Annotated in this window: 19 protein-coding genes and 1 tRNA gene; all 20 read left to right on the forward strand. The window is 39.7% G+C overall.

The features are described 5' to 3' along the window. Positions 1-93 precede the first annotated feature (93 nt). The 20 genes from QCD85_RS10140 (at position 94) to yycF (ending at position 16,794) form a co-directional block, all read left to right on the forward strand. On the forward strand, positions 94-606 hold the full coding sequence (locus tag QCD85_RS10140; RefSeq protein WP_273614292.1) for a DUF4446 family protein: 513 nt from the start codon (positions 94-96) through the stop codon (positions 604-606). Between the two features lie 166 nt (positions 607-772). After that, positions 773-1,024, forward strand: coding sequence for a DUF3343 domain-containing protein (locus tag QCD85_RS10145; protein WP_301262510.1), 252 nt, complete (start codon positions 773-775; stop codon positions 1,022-1,024). Between the two features lie 12 nt (positions 1,025-1,036). After that, complete coding sequence (locus QCD85_RS10150) at positions 1,037-2,065, forward strand: mechanosensitive ion channel domain-containing protein (protein WP_273614290.1); 1,029 nt, start codon at positions 1,037-1,039, stop codon at positions 2,063-2,065. Positions 2,066-2,171: 106 nt separating this feature from the next. After that, on the forward strand, positions 2,172-2,390 hold the full coding sequence (locus tag QCD85_RS10155; protein WP_204825752.1) for a DUF951 domain-containing protein: 219 nt from the start codon (positions 2,172-2,174) through the stop codon (positions 2,388-2,390). Positions 2,391-2,977: 587 nt separating this feature from the next. Then, positions 2,978-3,069: transfer RNA gene (locus QCD85_RS10160), tRNA-Ser, on the forward strand. A 255-nt stretch (positions 3,070-3,324) separates the two neighbouring features. Further along, positions 3,325-3,612, forward strand: coding sequence for a 30S ribosomal protein S6 (rpsF, locus tag QCD85_RS10165; protein WP_204825753.1), 288 nt, complete (start codon positions 3,325-3,327; stop codon positions 3,610-3,612). A gap of 40 nt (positions 3,613-3,652) precedes the next feature. Beyond that, positions 3,653-4,159, forward strand: a complete 507-nt coding sequence (gene ssb, locus QCD85_RS10170) for a single-stranded DNA-binding protein (RefSeq protein WP_273614288.1) — start codon at positions 3,653-3,655, stop codon at positions 4,157-4,159. Positions 4,160-4,180: 21 nt separating this feature from the next. Further along, entirely contained in the window at positions 4,181-4,456 is a 276-nt protein-coding gene (gene rpsR / locus QCD85_RS10175; RefSeq protein WP_069326395.1) for a 30S ribosomal protein S18, read from the forward strand. Between the two features lie 225 nt (positions 4,457-4,681). Continuing rightward, positions 4,682-5,704, forward strand: a complete 1,023-nt coding sequence (locus tag QCD85_RS10180; RefSeq protein WP_273614287.1) for an LCP family protein — start codon at positions 4,682-4,684, stop codon at positions 5,702-5,704. Between the two features lie 168 nt (positions 5,705-5,872). Further along, entirely contained in the window at positions 5,873-6,331 is a 459-nt protein-coding gene (locus QCD85_RS10185; protein WP_204825756.1) for a CBS domain-containing protein, read from the forward strand. A gap of 96 nt (positions 6,332-6,427) precedes the next feature. Beyond that, positions 6,428-7,375 (forward strand): DUF2232 domain-containing protein, encoded by a 948-nt coding sequence (locus QCD85_RS10190; RefSeq protein ID WP_274171333.1) that lies wholly within the window; start codon positions 6,428-6,430, stop codon positions 7,373-7,375. Positions 7,376-7,386: 11 nt separating this feature from the next. Continuing rightward, the gene (locus QCD85_RS10195; RefSeq protein WP_273614285.1) at positions 7,387-9,381 is read left to right on the forward strand and encodes a DHH family phosphoesterase; all 1,995 of its coding nucleotides are present in this window, start codon (positions 7,387-7,389) and stop codon (positions 9,379-9,381) included. Beyond that, positions 9,378-9,821 carry a 50S ribosomal protein L9 gene (rplI, locus tag QCD85_RS10200; protein WP_273614284.1) on the forward strand — a complete coding sequence of 148 codons (444 nt, stop codon included), beginning with the start codon at positions 9,378-9,380 and terminating at the stop codon, positions 9,819-9,821. Before QCD85_RS10195 ends, rplI begins: the two co-directional genes overlap by 4 nt. A gap of 2 nt (positions 9,822-9,823) precedes the next feature. Continuing rightward, positions 9,824-11,185: a replicative DNA helicase gene (dnaB, locus tag QCD85_RS10205; RefSeq protein ID WP_204825760.1), complete on the forward strand. Its 1,362-nt coding sequence runs from the start codon at positions 9,824-9,826 to the stop codon at positions 11,183-11,185. 53 nt (positions 11,186-11,238) lie between these two features. After that, positions 11,239-11,742, forward strand: a complete 504-nt coding sequence (locus QCD85_RS10210; protein ID WP_301262511.1) for a hypothetical protein — start codon at positions 11,239-11,241, stop codon at positions 11,740-11,742. 5 nt (positions 11,743-11,747) lie between these two features. Beyond that, the gene (locus tag QCD85_RS10215) at positions 11,748-11,966 is read left to right on the forward strand and encodes a hypothetical protein (RefSeq protein WP_273614282.1); all 219 of its coding nucleotides are present in this window, start codon (positions 11,748-11,750) and stop codon (positions 11,964-11,966) included. Positions 11,967-12,046: 80 nt separating this feature from the next. Continuing rightward, entirely contained in the window at positions 12,047-12,436 is a 390-nt protein-coding gene (locus QCD85_RS10220; protein WP_301262512.1) for a GNAT family N-acetyltransferase, read from the forward strand. A 315-nt stretch (positions 12,437-12,751) separates the two neighbouring features. Then, positions 12,752-14,038 carry an adenylosuccinate synthase gene (locus QCD85_RS10225; RefSeq protein WP_274171336.1) on the forward strand — a complete coding sequence of 429 codons (1,287 nt, stop codon included), beginning with the start codon at positions 12,752-12,754 and terminating at the stop codon, positions 14,036-14,038. 314 nt (positions 14,039-14,352) lie between these two features. Next, positions 14,353-15,906 carry a M23 family metallopeptidase gene (locus QCD85_RS10230; protein ID WP_301262513.1) on the forward strand — a complete coding sequence of 518 codons (1,554 nt, stop codon included), beginning with the start codon at positions 14,353-14,355 and terminating at the stop codon, positions 15,904-15,906. A 159-nt stretch (positions 15,907-16,065) separates the two neighbouring features. Then, on the forward strand, positions 16,066-16,794 hold the full coding sequence (yycF, locus tag QCD85_RS10235; RefSeq protein ID WP_273614278.1) for a response regulator YycF: 729 nt from the start codon (positions 16,066-16,068) through the stop codon (positions 16,792-16,794).

A 16,794-nucleotide genomic window follows, 5' to 3' on the forward strand; every position in this document is an offset into this window, starting at 1 on the left:
AGAGATGGATGATTCAATAAATACGATGTTCTAACTAAGCTTATTAGAAAATATAAATAGCAATAAAAGAAGGAAAGAGGAGAGCAGACAACGATGGCGGAATTGAATGGACTGATAGCAGAGCAGTTGTATTTGTTTGTAGGAGGTATAGCTGTAATCATGATTATCTTATTGATTATTGCTATCGTACAAGCAGTCAAATTAAGCAAAATGCGCAAACGGTACAATCAGATGATGGCAGGTAGTGGAGTCGAAAACTTGGAAACCCTATTGCTAGACTTGAAATTACAAATGGATTCGATAGAAGATGATGAACAGAACAAACGTGATCGTTTTCAAGCGATCGAAAATCGTTTGCGTCAGGTACCGGCACATATCGGAATGAAACGATATAATGCTTTTTCTGATCATGGTAGTGATCTTAGCTTTTCACTAGCTATTCTAAATGATGAATCAGACGGTGTTATTCTTACAGGGCTTCACAATCGAGATAGCTCGTATATGTATGCGAAGCCGATTGTTAAAAGCGAATCTACCTACAACTTATCTCCTGAAGAAAAAGAAGCCATTCAACTTGCAAAATCGCCAACACCAACCAAATCATAAGTAAGGCTTAAAAGCCTTATTACCGCCGTCGTGATCACAAAGATGCTAATATAGCTCTTATGTTTACGGCGGCGATTTTGTATCTATAGACAGATACGTGTAAGCTTTAAGAAAGAGAACGCATAATTTGTAGGGACATCAATTGTAAAAGGGGGTAAAGAAAAAGATGGATGATATACTGGTGATTGCTTTTGATTCTACGCAACAGGCATTACGAGCAGAGATGTTACTGGAATACGCAGATATTGAAAATGATATGTTCCCTACACCGAAAGAAATTACCGCTGGTTGTGCGCTATGTATACAATTCCCAGAAACAGATTTGCACGAAGTCGATCATATTATTAAAACAGAACAAGTCGAGATCCGAGGCATTTTCAAACAAAAACAACAGACATATGAGCAAGTTGTGTTATAGGAGGGTGAATGAATGAAAGGCTTTTTAAATCAAGAAACAGGTGGACAAGATATTCAGCAATTAACAGAAACAGCTACAGATCAAGTTAGCGGATTTACGAGCGGGTTATGGAAATGGGCGAGCGATACAGATATGTGGTGGCAATTTTTATTTTCCAGTATTCGTATAGTTCTGATTTTTATACTAACTCAAATCGCTATTAAAGTTATAAGTAAAGTGATTGAACGTTCTTTGCAAGGGAAAGACAAAAGTAGGCTAAGAACGAATCCAAGACGGTTTATTACGATAGGTGAACTATTAAAAAACGTTGTTTCTAGTGTGTTTAATTTTATTATGATTATGTTAGTGTTGAATGAATTTGGATTTAATTTGACACCGTTATTAACAGGGGCCGGGGTAGCAGGTCTAGCAATCAGTTTTGGTGCACAAAGTATAGTTAAAGATATTATTACAGGATTCTTTATTATTTTTGAAGATCAATTTGCAGTAGGTGATGTGATTCAAGTAGGAACGTATAAAGGAACTGTACAGATGGTGGGATTACGTACAACCCGTCTAGTGAGCTGGAATGGTGAAGTGAATATTATTCCAAATGGTTCGATTATCAGTGTAACGAACTTTTCACTTTCTAATTCGTTGGCTGTTGTAGATGTTCCATTGAAATTAGAACGAAGTATGGACGATGCGCTGAAATTAGTAAAACAAGCGGTAGAAGAATTGAAAGACGATCATCCAGAAATGTTGAAAATGCCAGAAGTGTTAGGGATTCAATCGTTAACAACAGCAGAGTATGCGATTCGAATCGTTGCCGAGTGTCAGCCGAATTCACGAGCAGGAGTAGAGCGTGCGGTACAAACGGCTGTCAAAAAAGCACTGGATCATGAAGAAGAGCAACGACTATTGTTAGAAGCCCAGCAACAAGAGGAAGAAGCTCGAAAACAAAAAGAACTAGAAGCAGCCAATACTCCGTTACAAGGTGAAGGAGAACTAGAATCACAGGCAAAAGATAAACGAGACGAAAATATATCAAACGATCAATAAAAGCTATAAGAATAATCAATATAAACATGTGGATAAGTGTGCTAAAGTATAAGATTATAGGACGATAGAGAAAGTAATGCGATCAGGAACGGTGGAGGGTGAAGAAATGGAACGTAAGGTTTTTCAATTGGGCGATATTGTGCAAATGAAAAAGCCACATCCTTGTGGAAGTAATGAAATGGAGATTATTCGAATGGGAATGGATATTCGGATAAAATGCGTAGGTTGTAAGCATAGTATATTAGTACCTAGAGCCAAATTTGAGAAAAATATGAAAAAAGTATTACGCTCAGCAGATAGTGAAGTTCAACCAATGAGTGAGTAAGCGACTGAAGAAAATATAAAGTTATCAACAGCATACAGATCAAAAAGAGTGAAATCAAAGGTTATCCACTGTGGATAACCTTTTTTATTTGCTTTTTAGTAGGATTGTGCATAACTCTAGAAATCAAAAAGATAGATATAACAGCGAGATAGTAGAATATAACAGGAGACGATCGAAAGCAAGTTTTATAGTAGATTATGGCTCAAATCTAGTCATAAATCAGAGGATAAAGTATAGAACGTAGTTGATTTTATATAATTATCAGCAAAATTAAGAGGAAATAGATACAGGAAGAGCACCAGCAAAGAAATGAGATTCCTAGCGGTAAATTCTATCAAAACAAAGGATATTCATCAAAATCTATAAAAATGCATAGGATGTATAAGGCTTTGCCTAATGGCAATAAAGACTCTAAAACTGTTATAGTACAGATAGATACAGTAACAATTGAACGACAATATGTATAGTTAAGTTGGATTATGACCAGGTACCAATATAGGCGGAAAATGCTGTTCTGTAAAGGGAAATCTATTCTTGCCAACCTAAATACAATGCAGTATAATCAATTTTGTTGTCAACTCAGACAAGGAGAGGTACCCAAGAGGTTATAAGGGGACTGACTCGAAATCAGTTAGGCGCTTCAGGGCGTGCGAGGGTTCGAATCCCTCTCTCTCCGCCACTTTTACTTCCATATTATTTTTGCAACTTACATATCGTTTACTAAGCTCTGTCGCAGAATTGCGATGGAGCTTTTTTAATTTATATCTATAGTAATAAAGAGGAAGTTATAAGAAGCTGAACTAAATTTTGTTTTCGTTAAAATAAAGCTTGTATTCGTATCTTATATTTTGGTATAATCATATAGTTCGAGTCTGTGCTCGTTCCTTGCTCCTGACATTGATTAGGGGCCTTAGTCCAAGAGGAGGTGAAAACTATGCGCAATTATGAAGTGATGTACATTCTTCGTCCTGAACTGGAACAAGAAGCTGTAGATGCAGCTGTTGAGAAGTTCAAAGGCATCATCACAAACGGCGGCGAAATTACAAAGCATGATGTAATGGGTAAACGTCGTCTTGCGTATGAGATCAAGAAAATTCGTGACGGTATCTATGTATTGGTAAACTTCCAATCAGCACCAGAAGTTGTTGCTGAACTAGAACGTCTTATGAAGATTTCTGACGATGTTATTCGTTATCTCATTACTGTTGACGTTACTAAATAATCTGCTTAAATTGTAAGAACCGTTCGAGGAGGGGATTGGATTGCTAAACCGTGTCATTTTGATCGGCCGGTTAACCAAAGACCCGGAGCTTCGCTATACACCCGCTGGTGTAGCTGTAACCCAGTTTACATTAGCAGTGGATCGTCCTTTTACGAGCCAAGGTGGAGAGCGCGAAGCGGACTTTATCCCGGTCGTCACTTGGAGACAACTGGCTGAAACTTGTGCTAACTATTTACGAAAAGGTCGCTTAACTGCGGTTGAAGGCCGAATTCAAGTACGTAATTATGAGAATAATGAAGGAAAACGTGTTTACGTGACTGAAGTTATTGCTGATAATGTTCGTTTCCTTGAATCTAATCGTGATGGTGGCGGCAGTGGAGGATCATCCCGTGAAGAGTCTTCCAATAATTCTAACAATAGCGGCGGCGGTAATAACCGTAGCAACTATAATAGTAATAATGGAAACAACAACTCACGAGATAACCAGGACCCATTCTCTGATGACGGTAAACCGATAGATATTTCCGATGATGATTTGCCATTTTAATGAAAGAAAGGACTGAATGATATGAGCTTCAATAGACGCGAAAGCGGCGATGGAGAAGGCAGACGTCCAGGTGGACGCCGTGGCCGTAACAAACGTCGTAAAGTATGTTTTTTCACTGTAAACAAAATTAAGCACATCGATTATAAAGATACGGACTTGCTTCGTAAATTTATCAGCGAACGTGGTAAAATTTTGCCACGCCGTGTAACAGGTACAAGTGCTAAATACCAACGTATGTTGACTATCGCGATTAAACGTTCTCGTCAAATCGCATTGCTACCTTACACAACTGAGTAGTATATATTTATTACTATTATAAATATATGCAGATAAATCGTTGATTTGTCTGTTTCTATAGCGCACAGAATCATGTCTGGATTTCGAAGATGTGATCCTGTGCGCTTTTTATGTTGTAAATATGCTTTTTGAAGTATAATTAGCAAAACCATCAACCTGTGTCATAGTCGTTATCAAACGTTTAATGAAGATAATACGGGTCTGTCTGAAAAGAGGAATGGATGAATGGCGAGAAAACGTAAAATAGCTATTGGAGCTGCAATTGCATTAGTTGTCGTAGCTGGAAGCCTTTTTCTGTTGCGGAAACCGATCTCTGCATTGATGTTCGATTGGTTCGTAGCGGGCAGTATTGAAGATCAATTAGCACAGACATATCAACCTGTACGTCAAATTGGTGGCGAGCAAGAAGCTACCGAAGCACTTCCTGTACTGACAGAGCCGTTTTCAATGTTATTGGTTGGTAGTGATCAACGTGATAACGAGACTGCACGTTCAGATACCCTTATCTATGCTGTTATGCGTCCTCTGGAATCTAAAGTGCTACTCATTTCGATTCCACGCGATACGTACACTGAGATTATAGGCAAAGACAAAAAAGATAAAATCAATCATGCCTTTGCATTTGGTGGTATCAAGATGACGATGGATACGGTTGAGAATCTTATGGATGAAAAGCTACAATATTATGCCACGATTAATTTTCAAGGTCTTATTGATTCTGTAGATGCCTTAGGAGGCATAAAATTACCGATAGAAGAAGATATCGTAAATAAAGATCCTAACCATGAGCAGTTTACTATCAAAGGCGGTAAGCCTATTTATTCTGGACAAGAAGCACTTTATTATGTGCGCTATCGTGAAGATAGTGATTTTAGACGTACCAAACGTCAGCAGATTTTTTTACAAGCTCTCGCAGACCAAGCGATACAGCTTAATCAGATTGAAAAAATTCCTCAATTGTTAGATATTATGGGTACTAATTTCAAAACAGATATGCGCCCACAAACGATTACAGGCTTAGCAAGTCAAATCTTACGTACCGGCAAGCCTGAAGTGACTTCATTTACGATTGCTGGTGATGGAGAATATGTAGATGGTGTATATTATGAAGTGCCGCGTGAAAGTGAAATTAAAGAAGCGAGAGATTTGATCGATGAATGGATGAAATCAGACGCTTCTGATTCCGATATAAATAATAGAGATTCAGCCGATGGAGCTACCGACACTGCGGGTTCTCTGATTCACTAGCTTGCTTTATTGTCACGTCAATATCGCTTAGAATAAAAGAGAATCCTGAAACGAAGTATGGGCTGAAACGTACTGTACAGGATTGAGCACAAGCCTATTCATACCAAAACAATGATTCAGGATAAGATCATGTTCGTGGTCTTGAGATTATGAGAGGAAGGATTTTTCATGAATATTGCGTTTTTTCTGCTACCGAAGCAGGAGGTCGTTTGTGTCACCCTTAATTCGACACTACGTCAGACGCTTGAAAGAATGGAATACCATCGCTATACGTCAGTGCCGATGTTGAATAAAGATGGAGGATACGCAGGTACAGTAACAGAAGGCGATCTATTATGGTTTATGAAAAATTCCGAAGGCAAAGTGACTTTTGAGAACGCTTCTAAATTTCTAATGTCGGATGTACCTTTGCAAAAAGACAATAAGCCTGTATCCATCGATGCGAATATGGAGGATTTGATCAATCTAGCAAAAGTACAGAACTTTGTACCTGTTGTCGATGATATGAATCGTTTTATTGGTATTGTTAGACGTAGTCAGATTATAGAATATTGTGAGCAATTTGTACGTAGTGGGGAGTATAACCCTGAAAAATCAAGAATGGCTAAGAATATGAAAGTTACGTAAGCAGTATCGATAAATCGATGTGTGTTTATTAGCGTTTATGCTATAATTATGAGTAAATCTTTTTTAGCTAATTGCTGAATAACATGTAGGTAAGAGGTGAATGTTTTGAAATTGCGCTGGACATCGGTGGCATGGAGTATAGCTTATTTGCTTCTGTTGCTGTCTTTATTAACTTCATTATCCATTATAACGATATTTTTTCTGATTGTGCCTGTAGTCGTGCTGTACTCGACACTATCCTTGCGCCAATTCATTATGCACCTGGTTCCAGTCTGGTTGATTACGATGATCGTAGCGATTCAGTTAGAAGGTAGGTTAGGCATTTATGTAGCGATACTGGGTATATTCTTTATGGTTCCAGGTATTGTAATGGGACGGTTGTACAAAAAGAATGCATCTGCACTTCGAGTAATATTTACGACCGGAATTACCACGCTAGTCGAAATGTTATTGTTATTAATTTTTGCTACAGTAGTCTATAAGTTTAATCTAGCGATCTATGTAAAAGATATTGTAGAGCTATCTGTCGCTCCGATGCGAGCTATGGCGGATATCAATCCAGATATCGCTGATATCTTCTCGCCTGAATTTGTGCGAGGATTGTGGAATTATACATTACAGATGATTCCATTTGCTTTGATTATCAGTTCATTTACAATGGTTGTGATTACACATGCTATTTGTCGTCCGATTTTGGAAGGCATGAACTACTCTGTTCCTAAATTAAGACCTGCACGTGATTGGAGATTACCTCGATCATTGATCTGGTATTATTTACTTGCTGTATTTTTAGAATATTTTGTAGCTACAAATATAACAGGTGTATTGGCAGCGTTTGTTCTTAATTTCATGCCGCTGATACATATTGCTTTTACGATTCAAACGATTGGCTTTGTATTTTTCTTAGGTCATCATCGGAAATGGAATTCGTTTCTTCCGTTTCTGTTAGCTTTAGTTGTGGTATTGATTCCACCACTTCGTATTGTTGGTATTATTGATCTAGCGTTCCCGCTCCGCGAATATATTACGAGACCGAAACGGTAAGGTGATGAATGATGCCTAATTTTTTATTAAACCGCTGGCATGGTTATCGAACAGTATGGGCTTCATTGCTTATGCTTGTTCTGGTCATTTTGCTGTCTTGGTTCAATTGGATGATCGGACTGGCTGCACTTTGCTGTGTAATTTTGTTCGGTGTATCTTTACTTCGTGCAGAGCTTACGTTTCGCAGGGAATTGGATGAGTATATCGCGGGATTATCTTTTCGGATTAGACGGGTAGAGGAGGAAGCGGTCAGTACGCTTCCTTTTGGTCTTATTTTATATGACAATCAGTATACGATTGAATGGCATAATCGTTATATCGGTAGTATGTTTGGACGCAAAACACTGGTAGGCACTTCCCTTGAAGAATGTTTTCCAAGGTTTGGTGATACGTATCAGCAAGCCAAAGAAGAAGCACGCAAAGAGTCTTCAAAAGAAGTACGCTTTGAATTGCCACATGGACATCTAACGATCGAGTTTATTATTTTACCTGATGAACGATTGATTTATTTGCAAGATGTAACGACATTTGCAGATTTGCGTGATCGTCATGAAGAAGAACGTCTGGCACTTGGTATTGTATTTTTAGATAATTTTGATGAAGCTTCGCAAGGAATGGACGATCAACAGCGTACCAGTCTGATTGCGCGTGTTGCTACACGAATTACCGATTGGGCCAAAAACTACGGTATCTATGTAAGACGATTATCCTCCGAGCGTTACTTATTGCTACTTAATCAAAAATCTTTGCGCGAATTGGAACAAAGTCGGTTTGTGATTTTGGATGAGATTCGAGAAATGACTGCTGATCTTAAAGTGCCGTTAACGCTTAGTGTCGGAGTAGGATTCGGGGCAGGTAGCATCAGTGAGCTGGGTGAACTGGCACAATCCAGTCTGGATATGGCTCTGGGGCGTGGCGGAGATCAAGCCGCTGTCAAAGCAGATCAACGTCTATCTTTTTACGGTGGTAAGTCTAATGCGGTAGAGAAGCGTACAAGAGTGCGTGCGCGCGTGATTGCTCATGCTCTACGTGATCTGATGCTAGATAGTGATCAAGTGCTTATTATGGGTCACAAAATACCGGATATGGATGTGGTTGGTGCAGCTATCGGCATGTTAAAAGCTGCTGATATGTATGATGTAGATGCGTATATCGTACTTGATAAAGTCAATCCATCAATTGAGAAAATGATGGAGCGTATTGAGCTGGACGAACGGTTATCTGTACGCTTTATTACACCAGATGAAGCACTGAATGCGATGTCTGAACAGACATTGTTAGTGGTGGTTGATACGCACAAATCGTCGATGACGATTGAGCCGAAGTTGGTTGATCGAGCGAAGCGTGTTGTGGTTGTCGATCATCATCGTCGAGGGGAAGAATTTATCAATGATGCTGTTCTGGTATATCTAGAGCCGTATGCTTCTTCTACTTGTGAACTTGTAACCGAACTATTGCAATATATTCATGATAAAGTACAATTTACAACACTAGAAGCTACTTCGCTTCTAGCTGGGATTATTGTAGATACCAAGCATTTTGCGCTACATACCGGTTCACGTACATTTGAAGCGGCAGGATTTTTGCGTCGCAATGGTGCAGATACCGTATTGGTACAACGAATGCTCAAAGAAGAATTAGGCGACTATATCGCCAAAGCTGAGATTATTAAGCACGCCAAAATTATTCATAATCATGTTGCTTTGGCTGTAACTGAACCCGGTCATCAGGTTCCACAACTGTTGATTGCACAGGTGGCAGATTCGCTACTTAATATGAATAATGTACATGCTTCATTTGTGATTAGCGAGCGAATGGATGGCTTGATTGGAATTAGTGCCCGTTCTCTTGGTAAAATGAATGTACAGGTCGTGATGGAACGATTAGGCGGTGGCGGTCATTTGACCAATGCAGCCGTTCAGCTTGAAGGTAGTATTGAATATGCGGAGTCACGACTTCGTGAAGTACTAGATCAAATGGAAAAGGAAGAGGGGTTATTTGAATGAAAGTTATTTTTCTTAAAGACGTAAAAGGTAGCGGTAAAAAAGGTGAAGTAAAAGAGGTGGCAGACGGTTACGCACAAAACTTCTTGATCAAAAATGGTCATGCTAAACCAGCAACAGGCGGCAATGTAAAAATTCTTGAAAATCAAGCAGCCGCTGTAGAAAGACAAAAACAAGAAGAAAAAGAAGAAGCAGAAGTTCTTGCGAAACAACTTGAAGCATTGACGATTGATCTAAAAGCTAAATCCGGTGAAGGTGGACGCTTATTCGGAGCAATCACAAGCAAACAAATCGCTGAAGCGTTGAGCAAAAAAGGACATAAAGTCGATAAACGTAAAATTGAATTGGATGAGCCTATCCGTACATTGGGTGTAACACAAGTTGCTGTAAAATTACATCATGATGTTAAAGCAACGCTCAAAGTCCAAGTTACTGAGGAGTAAAAATGGGCGGCGAAATGTTTTACGATCGGGTTCCGCCACAGAATTTAGAAGCGGAACAGGCGGCACTCGGAGCGATCTTGCTTCAGTCGGAAGCGTTAATTACAGTGATGGAACGGGTAGACAGCGAAGATTTTTACGATAAATCACACCAACTGATCTATGAAGCAATGGTTAATCTCGGTGAAGAAAATCAGCCGATAGATCTGATTACATTAACTTCTTTATTACAAGATCGTGGACAGCTAGAAGATATCGGTGGCGTTAGTTATTTGGCGAAGCTTGCTCATGCGGTACCAACAGCGGCTAACGTCGATTATTACGCTCAAATTATCGAAGAAAAGTCGATGTTACGTCGCTTGATTCGAACAGCAACACAGATTGTTAGCGAAGGGTATGGTGGCGGCGAAGATGTCGGCAGTATGCTTGGCGATGCCGAACGACGGATTTTGGAAATTTCTAATCGTCGTACAGGTAGTGGCTTTATCGCGATTCGTGATGTGTTGATGGAAGTATTTGAACGGGTTGAAATTTTGCATCAAAATAGCGGGAATACGACAGGTATTCCGTCTGGATTCGTCGACTTGGACAAAATGACGGCTGGATTTCAGCGAAGCGATCTGATTATTGTAGCGGCTCGTCCTTCGGTAGGTAAAACGGCATTTGCACTGAATATTGCGCAAAATGTAGCGGTACGTGCCAAAGAAACGGTAGCTATTTTCAGTCTGGAGATGTCAGCGGCACAGCTTGTCCAACGTATGATCTGTGCGGAAGCGAATCTGGATGCGAATGTAATGCGTACCGGTGAATTTAAAGGTGATGAAGATTGGGCGAAGCTGACGATGGGTATTTCTTCGTTGTCTGAAGCAGAGATCTATATTGATGATACACCGGGCATTACCGTTTCAGAGATTCGTGCCAAATGCCGTCGTTTGAAAAAAGAAAAGGGTCTGGGTATGATCGTGATCGATTATCTTCAACTTATCTCTGGACGCGGTAAAGCCGGCGAGAACCGTCAGCAAGAAGTTTCTGAAATCTCGCGTACGCTAAAGCAAATTGCTCGTGAATTGTCTGTACCGGTTATCGCACTGTCTCAGCTCAGTCGTGGTGTAGAGCAACGTCAAGATAAACGCCCGATGATGTCTGACTTGCGGGAATCCGGTTCCATTGAGCAGGATGCGGATATTGTGTCTTTCTTGTATCGGGATGATTATTATAATGCAGATACAGAAAAGAAAAATATTATCGAGATTATTATTGCTAAACAGCGTAATGGTCCGGTAGGTACGGTAGAATTGGTGTTTTTGAAAAACTTTAATAAATTCGTAAACTACGAACGTGTTCAATCGGATATGTTCGCAGGATAGCGGTACAACATATTATTTCAATAGTAAGTAGTGGATATAGAGGAGTGTAGAAAGTGCCTTGGATTCTTGAAGATACAGCGGGCGTTATCACATTTGCTGATTTTTTTCCTTTAACTACATCAGATTTGCCACACATCTCTGCTAAATTAGGTTGGGAAGCATCATTTGATTGGAATATTTACTTACAATCTAACTCTATATTTACTGCTTTGAAGTTAGTCGACAGCCATGGAATGATTCATGGCTGTTTGGCATATCGAAAAGATCAGGGCAATTTATTTGTAGAGCTTGCTTTAGTAGAAAAATCTCCGCAACATCAACGTACAGTTTCCTATATTAATATTGGTAAAGTGCTGTTCGCTTGTGCGTATAAGATTAGTTTTGATGCTGGATTTGATGGGTTTGTAGTACTTACACCCAAAACAAACTTAATTGATTATTATGAACGGGTATATCGTGCTCAGTTTATAGGAAATATAGATCATTACCCCCGTTATTTGCTTGATCCAGCTATAGGGAAATCTTTGATTATGTTATACTACAGAGAGAGGATGTGATGCCAATGACAAACAAAATAAGACGTGGAACTTATGGATATTTTGCTTTGCAAAAGGCAAGATCAGCTATACCTCGTAGATACTCACGCCTATACGGTAAATCCGAGCAAGAAACGAATACTATTCACACCCTTACTATGCATGCCCCTTTATCTGAAGATGGAGCCAAACAAATTGGTTCTAAGATAGAAGAGTTACGTAAACAAATGAACATCAATATATAACAAAAGAACTGCTCAGGCGGTTCTTTTCTTTTGTAGATGTGCTTTTTAAAGACTGACTTCTTTTTGAAAGGGTGTAATACATGAAACAACATATCCATATCAATCTACCTATAAGACCTCACGAAGTACCTGATCTGCGTGCAGCGGTAGGATGGGAGCGGCGAGAGCAAGATTATCCTGCTTTATTAGAGCGGTGTCAGTTTTATGCAGGAGCGCGAGATGAAGCACAGCGATTGATTGCATTTGGCTATATCTCAGGTATGGGATTGCAACATGGGTATTTAGAAGACATTCTTGTTCATCCTGACTATCGTTATCAACAGCTAGGAACTCATCTGGTACATACGCTATTACAGCAAGCGAAGCATCATCAAATTGAAATTGTAACCTGTACGTTTACAGAAGAACACGCTTCTTTTTACCAAAAATGTGGTTTGACGTTAAGTAAAGGTGGAGTATGGAGAAGTTAAGTGATCATTTCCGAACGATAATATTTTTAATTGAATGTATTGTTCGCTTTTCATTTGACTTTAAAAAAGCAGCCTGTTACACTGATAATGGTGTTGAAAAGCTTACATTGCTTTAGTAAGTCTTTGCGTTACAGCACTGCTATGCCCTTCCGCTGCGAAACGGATCATTATGATTTGCACACGTCTGACCGTTCCTCGCAAGGAAGTTTTCATGCTGTCTGGCTGTTTGCAATATATTCGCTGTTGATCAGTTGTTTTTTGCAACGGACAGCTCAAATTCACGGTGTATAAAAACACCTACGGAGGAATGATTTCATGTCAACTGTAGTCGTTGTGGGAACGCAATGGGGAGACGAAGGAAAAGGTAAAATTACAGACTATCTTTCGGAGAGTGCTGATCTTGTTGCACGTTACCAAGGTGGTAACAATGCAGGTCATACCATCCTAATTAATGAGAAAAAATTCAAATTAACTATGATTCCTTCTGGAATATTTTACGAAGATAAAGCTTGTGTAATCGGTAACGGTATGGTTATTAATCCATCCGCATTGATCGATGAAATTAACTATGTGCATGACAATGGCTTCACTACCAAAAACTTAACGATTAGCGATCGCGCTCACGTGATTATGCCGTACCATATGGTATTGGATATTTTGGAAGAAGATCGCAAAGGTCCTAACAAAATCGGTACTACACGTAAAGGGATTGGCCCTTGTTATATGGACAAAACAGCTCGTTCGGGTATTCGTATTGCTGATCTGATGGACCCGGAAGAATTTGAAATTAAATTGCGTCATCAAGTAAAAGAAAAAAATCAAGTGATTACACAAGTCTATGGCGGCGAGCCTGTAGATGTAGAAGAAATTTTGAAAGATTACTTAGGTTATGCTGAAATTCTTCGTCAGTATGTACAAGATACATCTGTTGTGTTGAATGATGCGATCGATGCTGGCAAACGTGTTCTTTTTGAAGGCGCACAAGGTGTAATGTTGGATATCGACCAGGGTACATATCCATTTGTGACTTCGTCTAATCCTTCTGCTGGTGGAGTATGTATCGGTTCTGGAGTAGGTCCTTCCAAAATCCAACAAGTTATTGGTGTAGCGAAAGCATACACAACTCGTGTGGGTGATGGTCCTTTCCCTACTGAATTGTTAGATGCAACAGGTGATACTATCCGCGAAAAAGGTCATGAGTACGGTACAGTAACTGGTCGTCCACGTCGTGTAGGCTGGTTCGATAGTGTTGTAGTTCGTCATGCACGTCGTGTAAGTGGTATTACTGGATTGTCTTTGAACTCTTTAGATGTATTAACAGGTCTAGATACAGTCAAAATCTGTACTGGCTACAAATACAAAGGCGAGTTTATTACGCACTACCCTGCAAGTCTTAAAATGCTTGCTGAATGTGAAGCAGTCTATGAAGAAATGCCAGGTTGGAGCGAAGATATTACTGGCGTGAAGACATTGGACGAATTGCCAGAAACAACACGCAATTATGTTACTCGTGTCTCTGAATTGACTGGTATTCCGATTGCTATCTTCTCTGTAGGACGTAATCGTGAGCAGACAAATCAAGTAGCACCGATCTATCTGTAATCATTAGCTACTATATATAGTAAGTCACTTATAGAAATCATAATTAATAGAAACAAAATAGAAAAGGCATCCACGAGGGTGCCTTTTTTGTCGTACTGTGATTCCTATCCATCAGAAGAGAAATGTTAATGAACAGTAAAGTTGAAAATTTTGTCGAGATTATGGTAAAGTAAACGGGGAGTAGAAAAGGTTAATTTTTTGACACTTTTAGATGACAATTTTTAATAATTACTACTTATAACTATAACAATTAACTGAACTTCACTAATAACGTATCTAACCATGAATAGGGATAAGGATAAAAGGAGACGGTCATGAAAGGGTTTAGAAGCAAACTGGGGATGGGGAACACGCCCAAGCAAGATCAGCCGCGTGATCCACAGTTAGAAGTGCAGAACGAACAGCAATCAACCGATCAATCAGAAGCGCCATCAGCATGGTATACCATTACAGTCGATTCGATCCGCAAGGGGAAAAATAAAATGCGTCGTCGTCTGATGATTGCTGCTGGAGGTCTGGTAGTAGTTGGCGGGCTTATTTGGGCAGGCAATCATTATGTAACAGCAAATACGATTCCGTATTATGTGGTATCTGTCAAAGGACAGGCTATCGGTACGATTTTGCATAAGGAAGAATTACAGCAGTTATTTACAACAAAGCGGGCAGCGTATCAGAAGAAGTATCCAAAAGCGACGATGGTACTGAATACCAATGGCATTACAACTACAGAAGAACGTGCTTACAAAGCACAGGTCAATTCTGCAAACACACTCAAAACACTTGATGGTATGCTTACTGCCTATGCTAAAAGTGTAGAAGTGAATGTCGATGGCAAAGTGATCGGCATCGTTAAAGACCAGAAAGTGATTGATGCTGCCCTAGAACAAGTGAAAGAAAAGTATACAAAAAAAGCAGAATCGGCTAAAGCTTCTACCAAAACATCTACTAAAGCTTATCCAAAACAAGTCACAGGCTTAGAATCAGTGACATTAAAGCAAAAAGTATCTACTGGCGAAATCAAAGCCAATCCTAATAAATTGTTAAGCAGTACACAGTTAGCGAAAGTCATGACAACAGGTGTAGAATCACCAACAACTTATGTGGTACGTGAAGGTGATACGATCAGCTCGATAGCATCAGATCATGATATTACTCAAGAAGAAATTTTTGCGAATAATCCCAAAATTGATGAAATGGCGATGCAGATCGGTGATGAATTAACATTAACGGTTCCGCAACCGCCGATTACAGTCACTACATTTGAAGATTATTCCGAGCAGATTGTGACAGAACCTTCTGTAGAGATTCGGAAAAGCGATAGTATGCGTGAAGGCGAGTCCAAAGTGGTAGCTCAAGGAAGTACAGGACTCAAACGGATCGATTATCGGGTAACCAAACAAAACGGTCAGATGTTACGTGAGGAATGGTTAGGTCAAGAGGTGACGAAGAAATCATCACCTAAAGTAATCATTAAAGGAACCAAAGTAGTACAAGGGGAAGGATCAGGTAATTTGATCTGGCCGGTATCTGGAGCAAGTGTAACCAGTCCTTTTGGACAACGATGGGGCAAAACACATAAAGGGATCGATCTTGTCGGTAGTTCTTCTGTTATGGCAGCAGATGATGGTGTCGTCAGCTATGCAGGAACAATGACCGGTTATGGTAATGTCATTATTATTAATCATAACAATGGCTATGAGACGTTATACGGACATTTAAGCCAGATTGATACCAGTACAGGTGCTATTGTCGAGCAAGGACAACATATCGGTGTAATGGGCAATACAGGGCATTCCACAGGAACTCATTTACACTTTGAAGTACACAGTGGTGGTGCGATTCAGAATCCACTAGGATACTTACCATAAATCGAATAGTAGAATTCTATACAGCTTCTATATACTTTTGATATAGAAGCTGTATTTTTGTATATATCTATTGAAATTGCATAGTACTGATGATGTCGTGGAGTAAAGGGATATGTTAAAATAAAACCATAACAGGCAGGCATGGGGTGAATAATACAGATGCAAGGGAAAATTCTGGTTGTCGATGATGAACAACCGATCGCAGATATATTGAAATTTAATTTGGAAAAAGAAGGTTATGAAGTCATCTGTGCATTTGATGGAGTAACCGCTGTTGAATTAGCATTTGCAGAAGAACCGGACTTAATCTTATTGGATCTGATGTTGCCAGGAAAAGACGGGATGGATGTATGCCGTGAAATACGTACACGTATGCATATGCCTATTATTATGTTAACTGCTAAAGATGCTGAGATTGATAAAGTGTTAGGATTGGAACTCGGCGCAGATGATTATGTCACCAAGCCATTTAGCACGCGCGAATTGTTAGCACGTGTCAAAGCACAGATTCGTCGTCAGCAGAAATTAACAGCAGTACCAACTGCACCAGCTGCCAAAGAAGAAGAGAAAAAAGGGCTTCGATTGTTAGAGCTATTTATTGATACAGATATGTATATGGTTTATAAAGAAAATCAACCGCTTGATCTGACACACCGAGAGTATGAATTGGTGTATTATATGGCGAAAAATGCAGGTCGCGTCATGACGCGTGAGCATTTGCTTCAAGCTGTCTGGGGATTCGAATATTTTGGCGATGTCCGTACAGTCGATGTTACGATTCGTCGATTACGTGAAAAGATCGAAGACGATCCCAGTAAGCCCGAATACATTTTAACGCGTCGTGGTCTTGGTTATATGATGCGTAGTCCAAAATCAGGAGGACTATAA

It is taken from the genome of Paenibacillus sp. PsM32, assembly GCF_030433815.1.
Classification (GTDB): Bacteria; Bacillota; Bacilli; order Paenibacillales; family Paenibacillaceae; genus Saccharibacillus; species Saccharibacillus kyungheensis.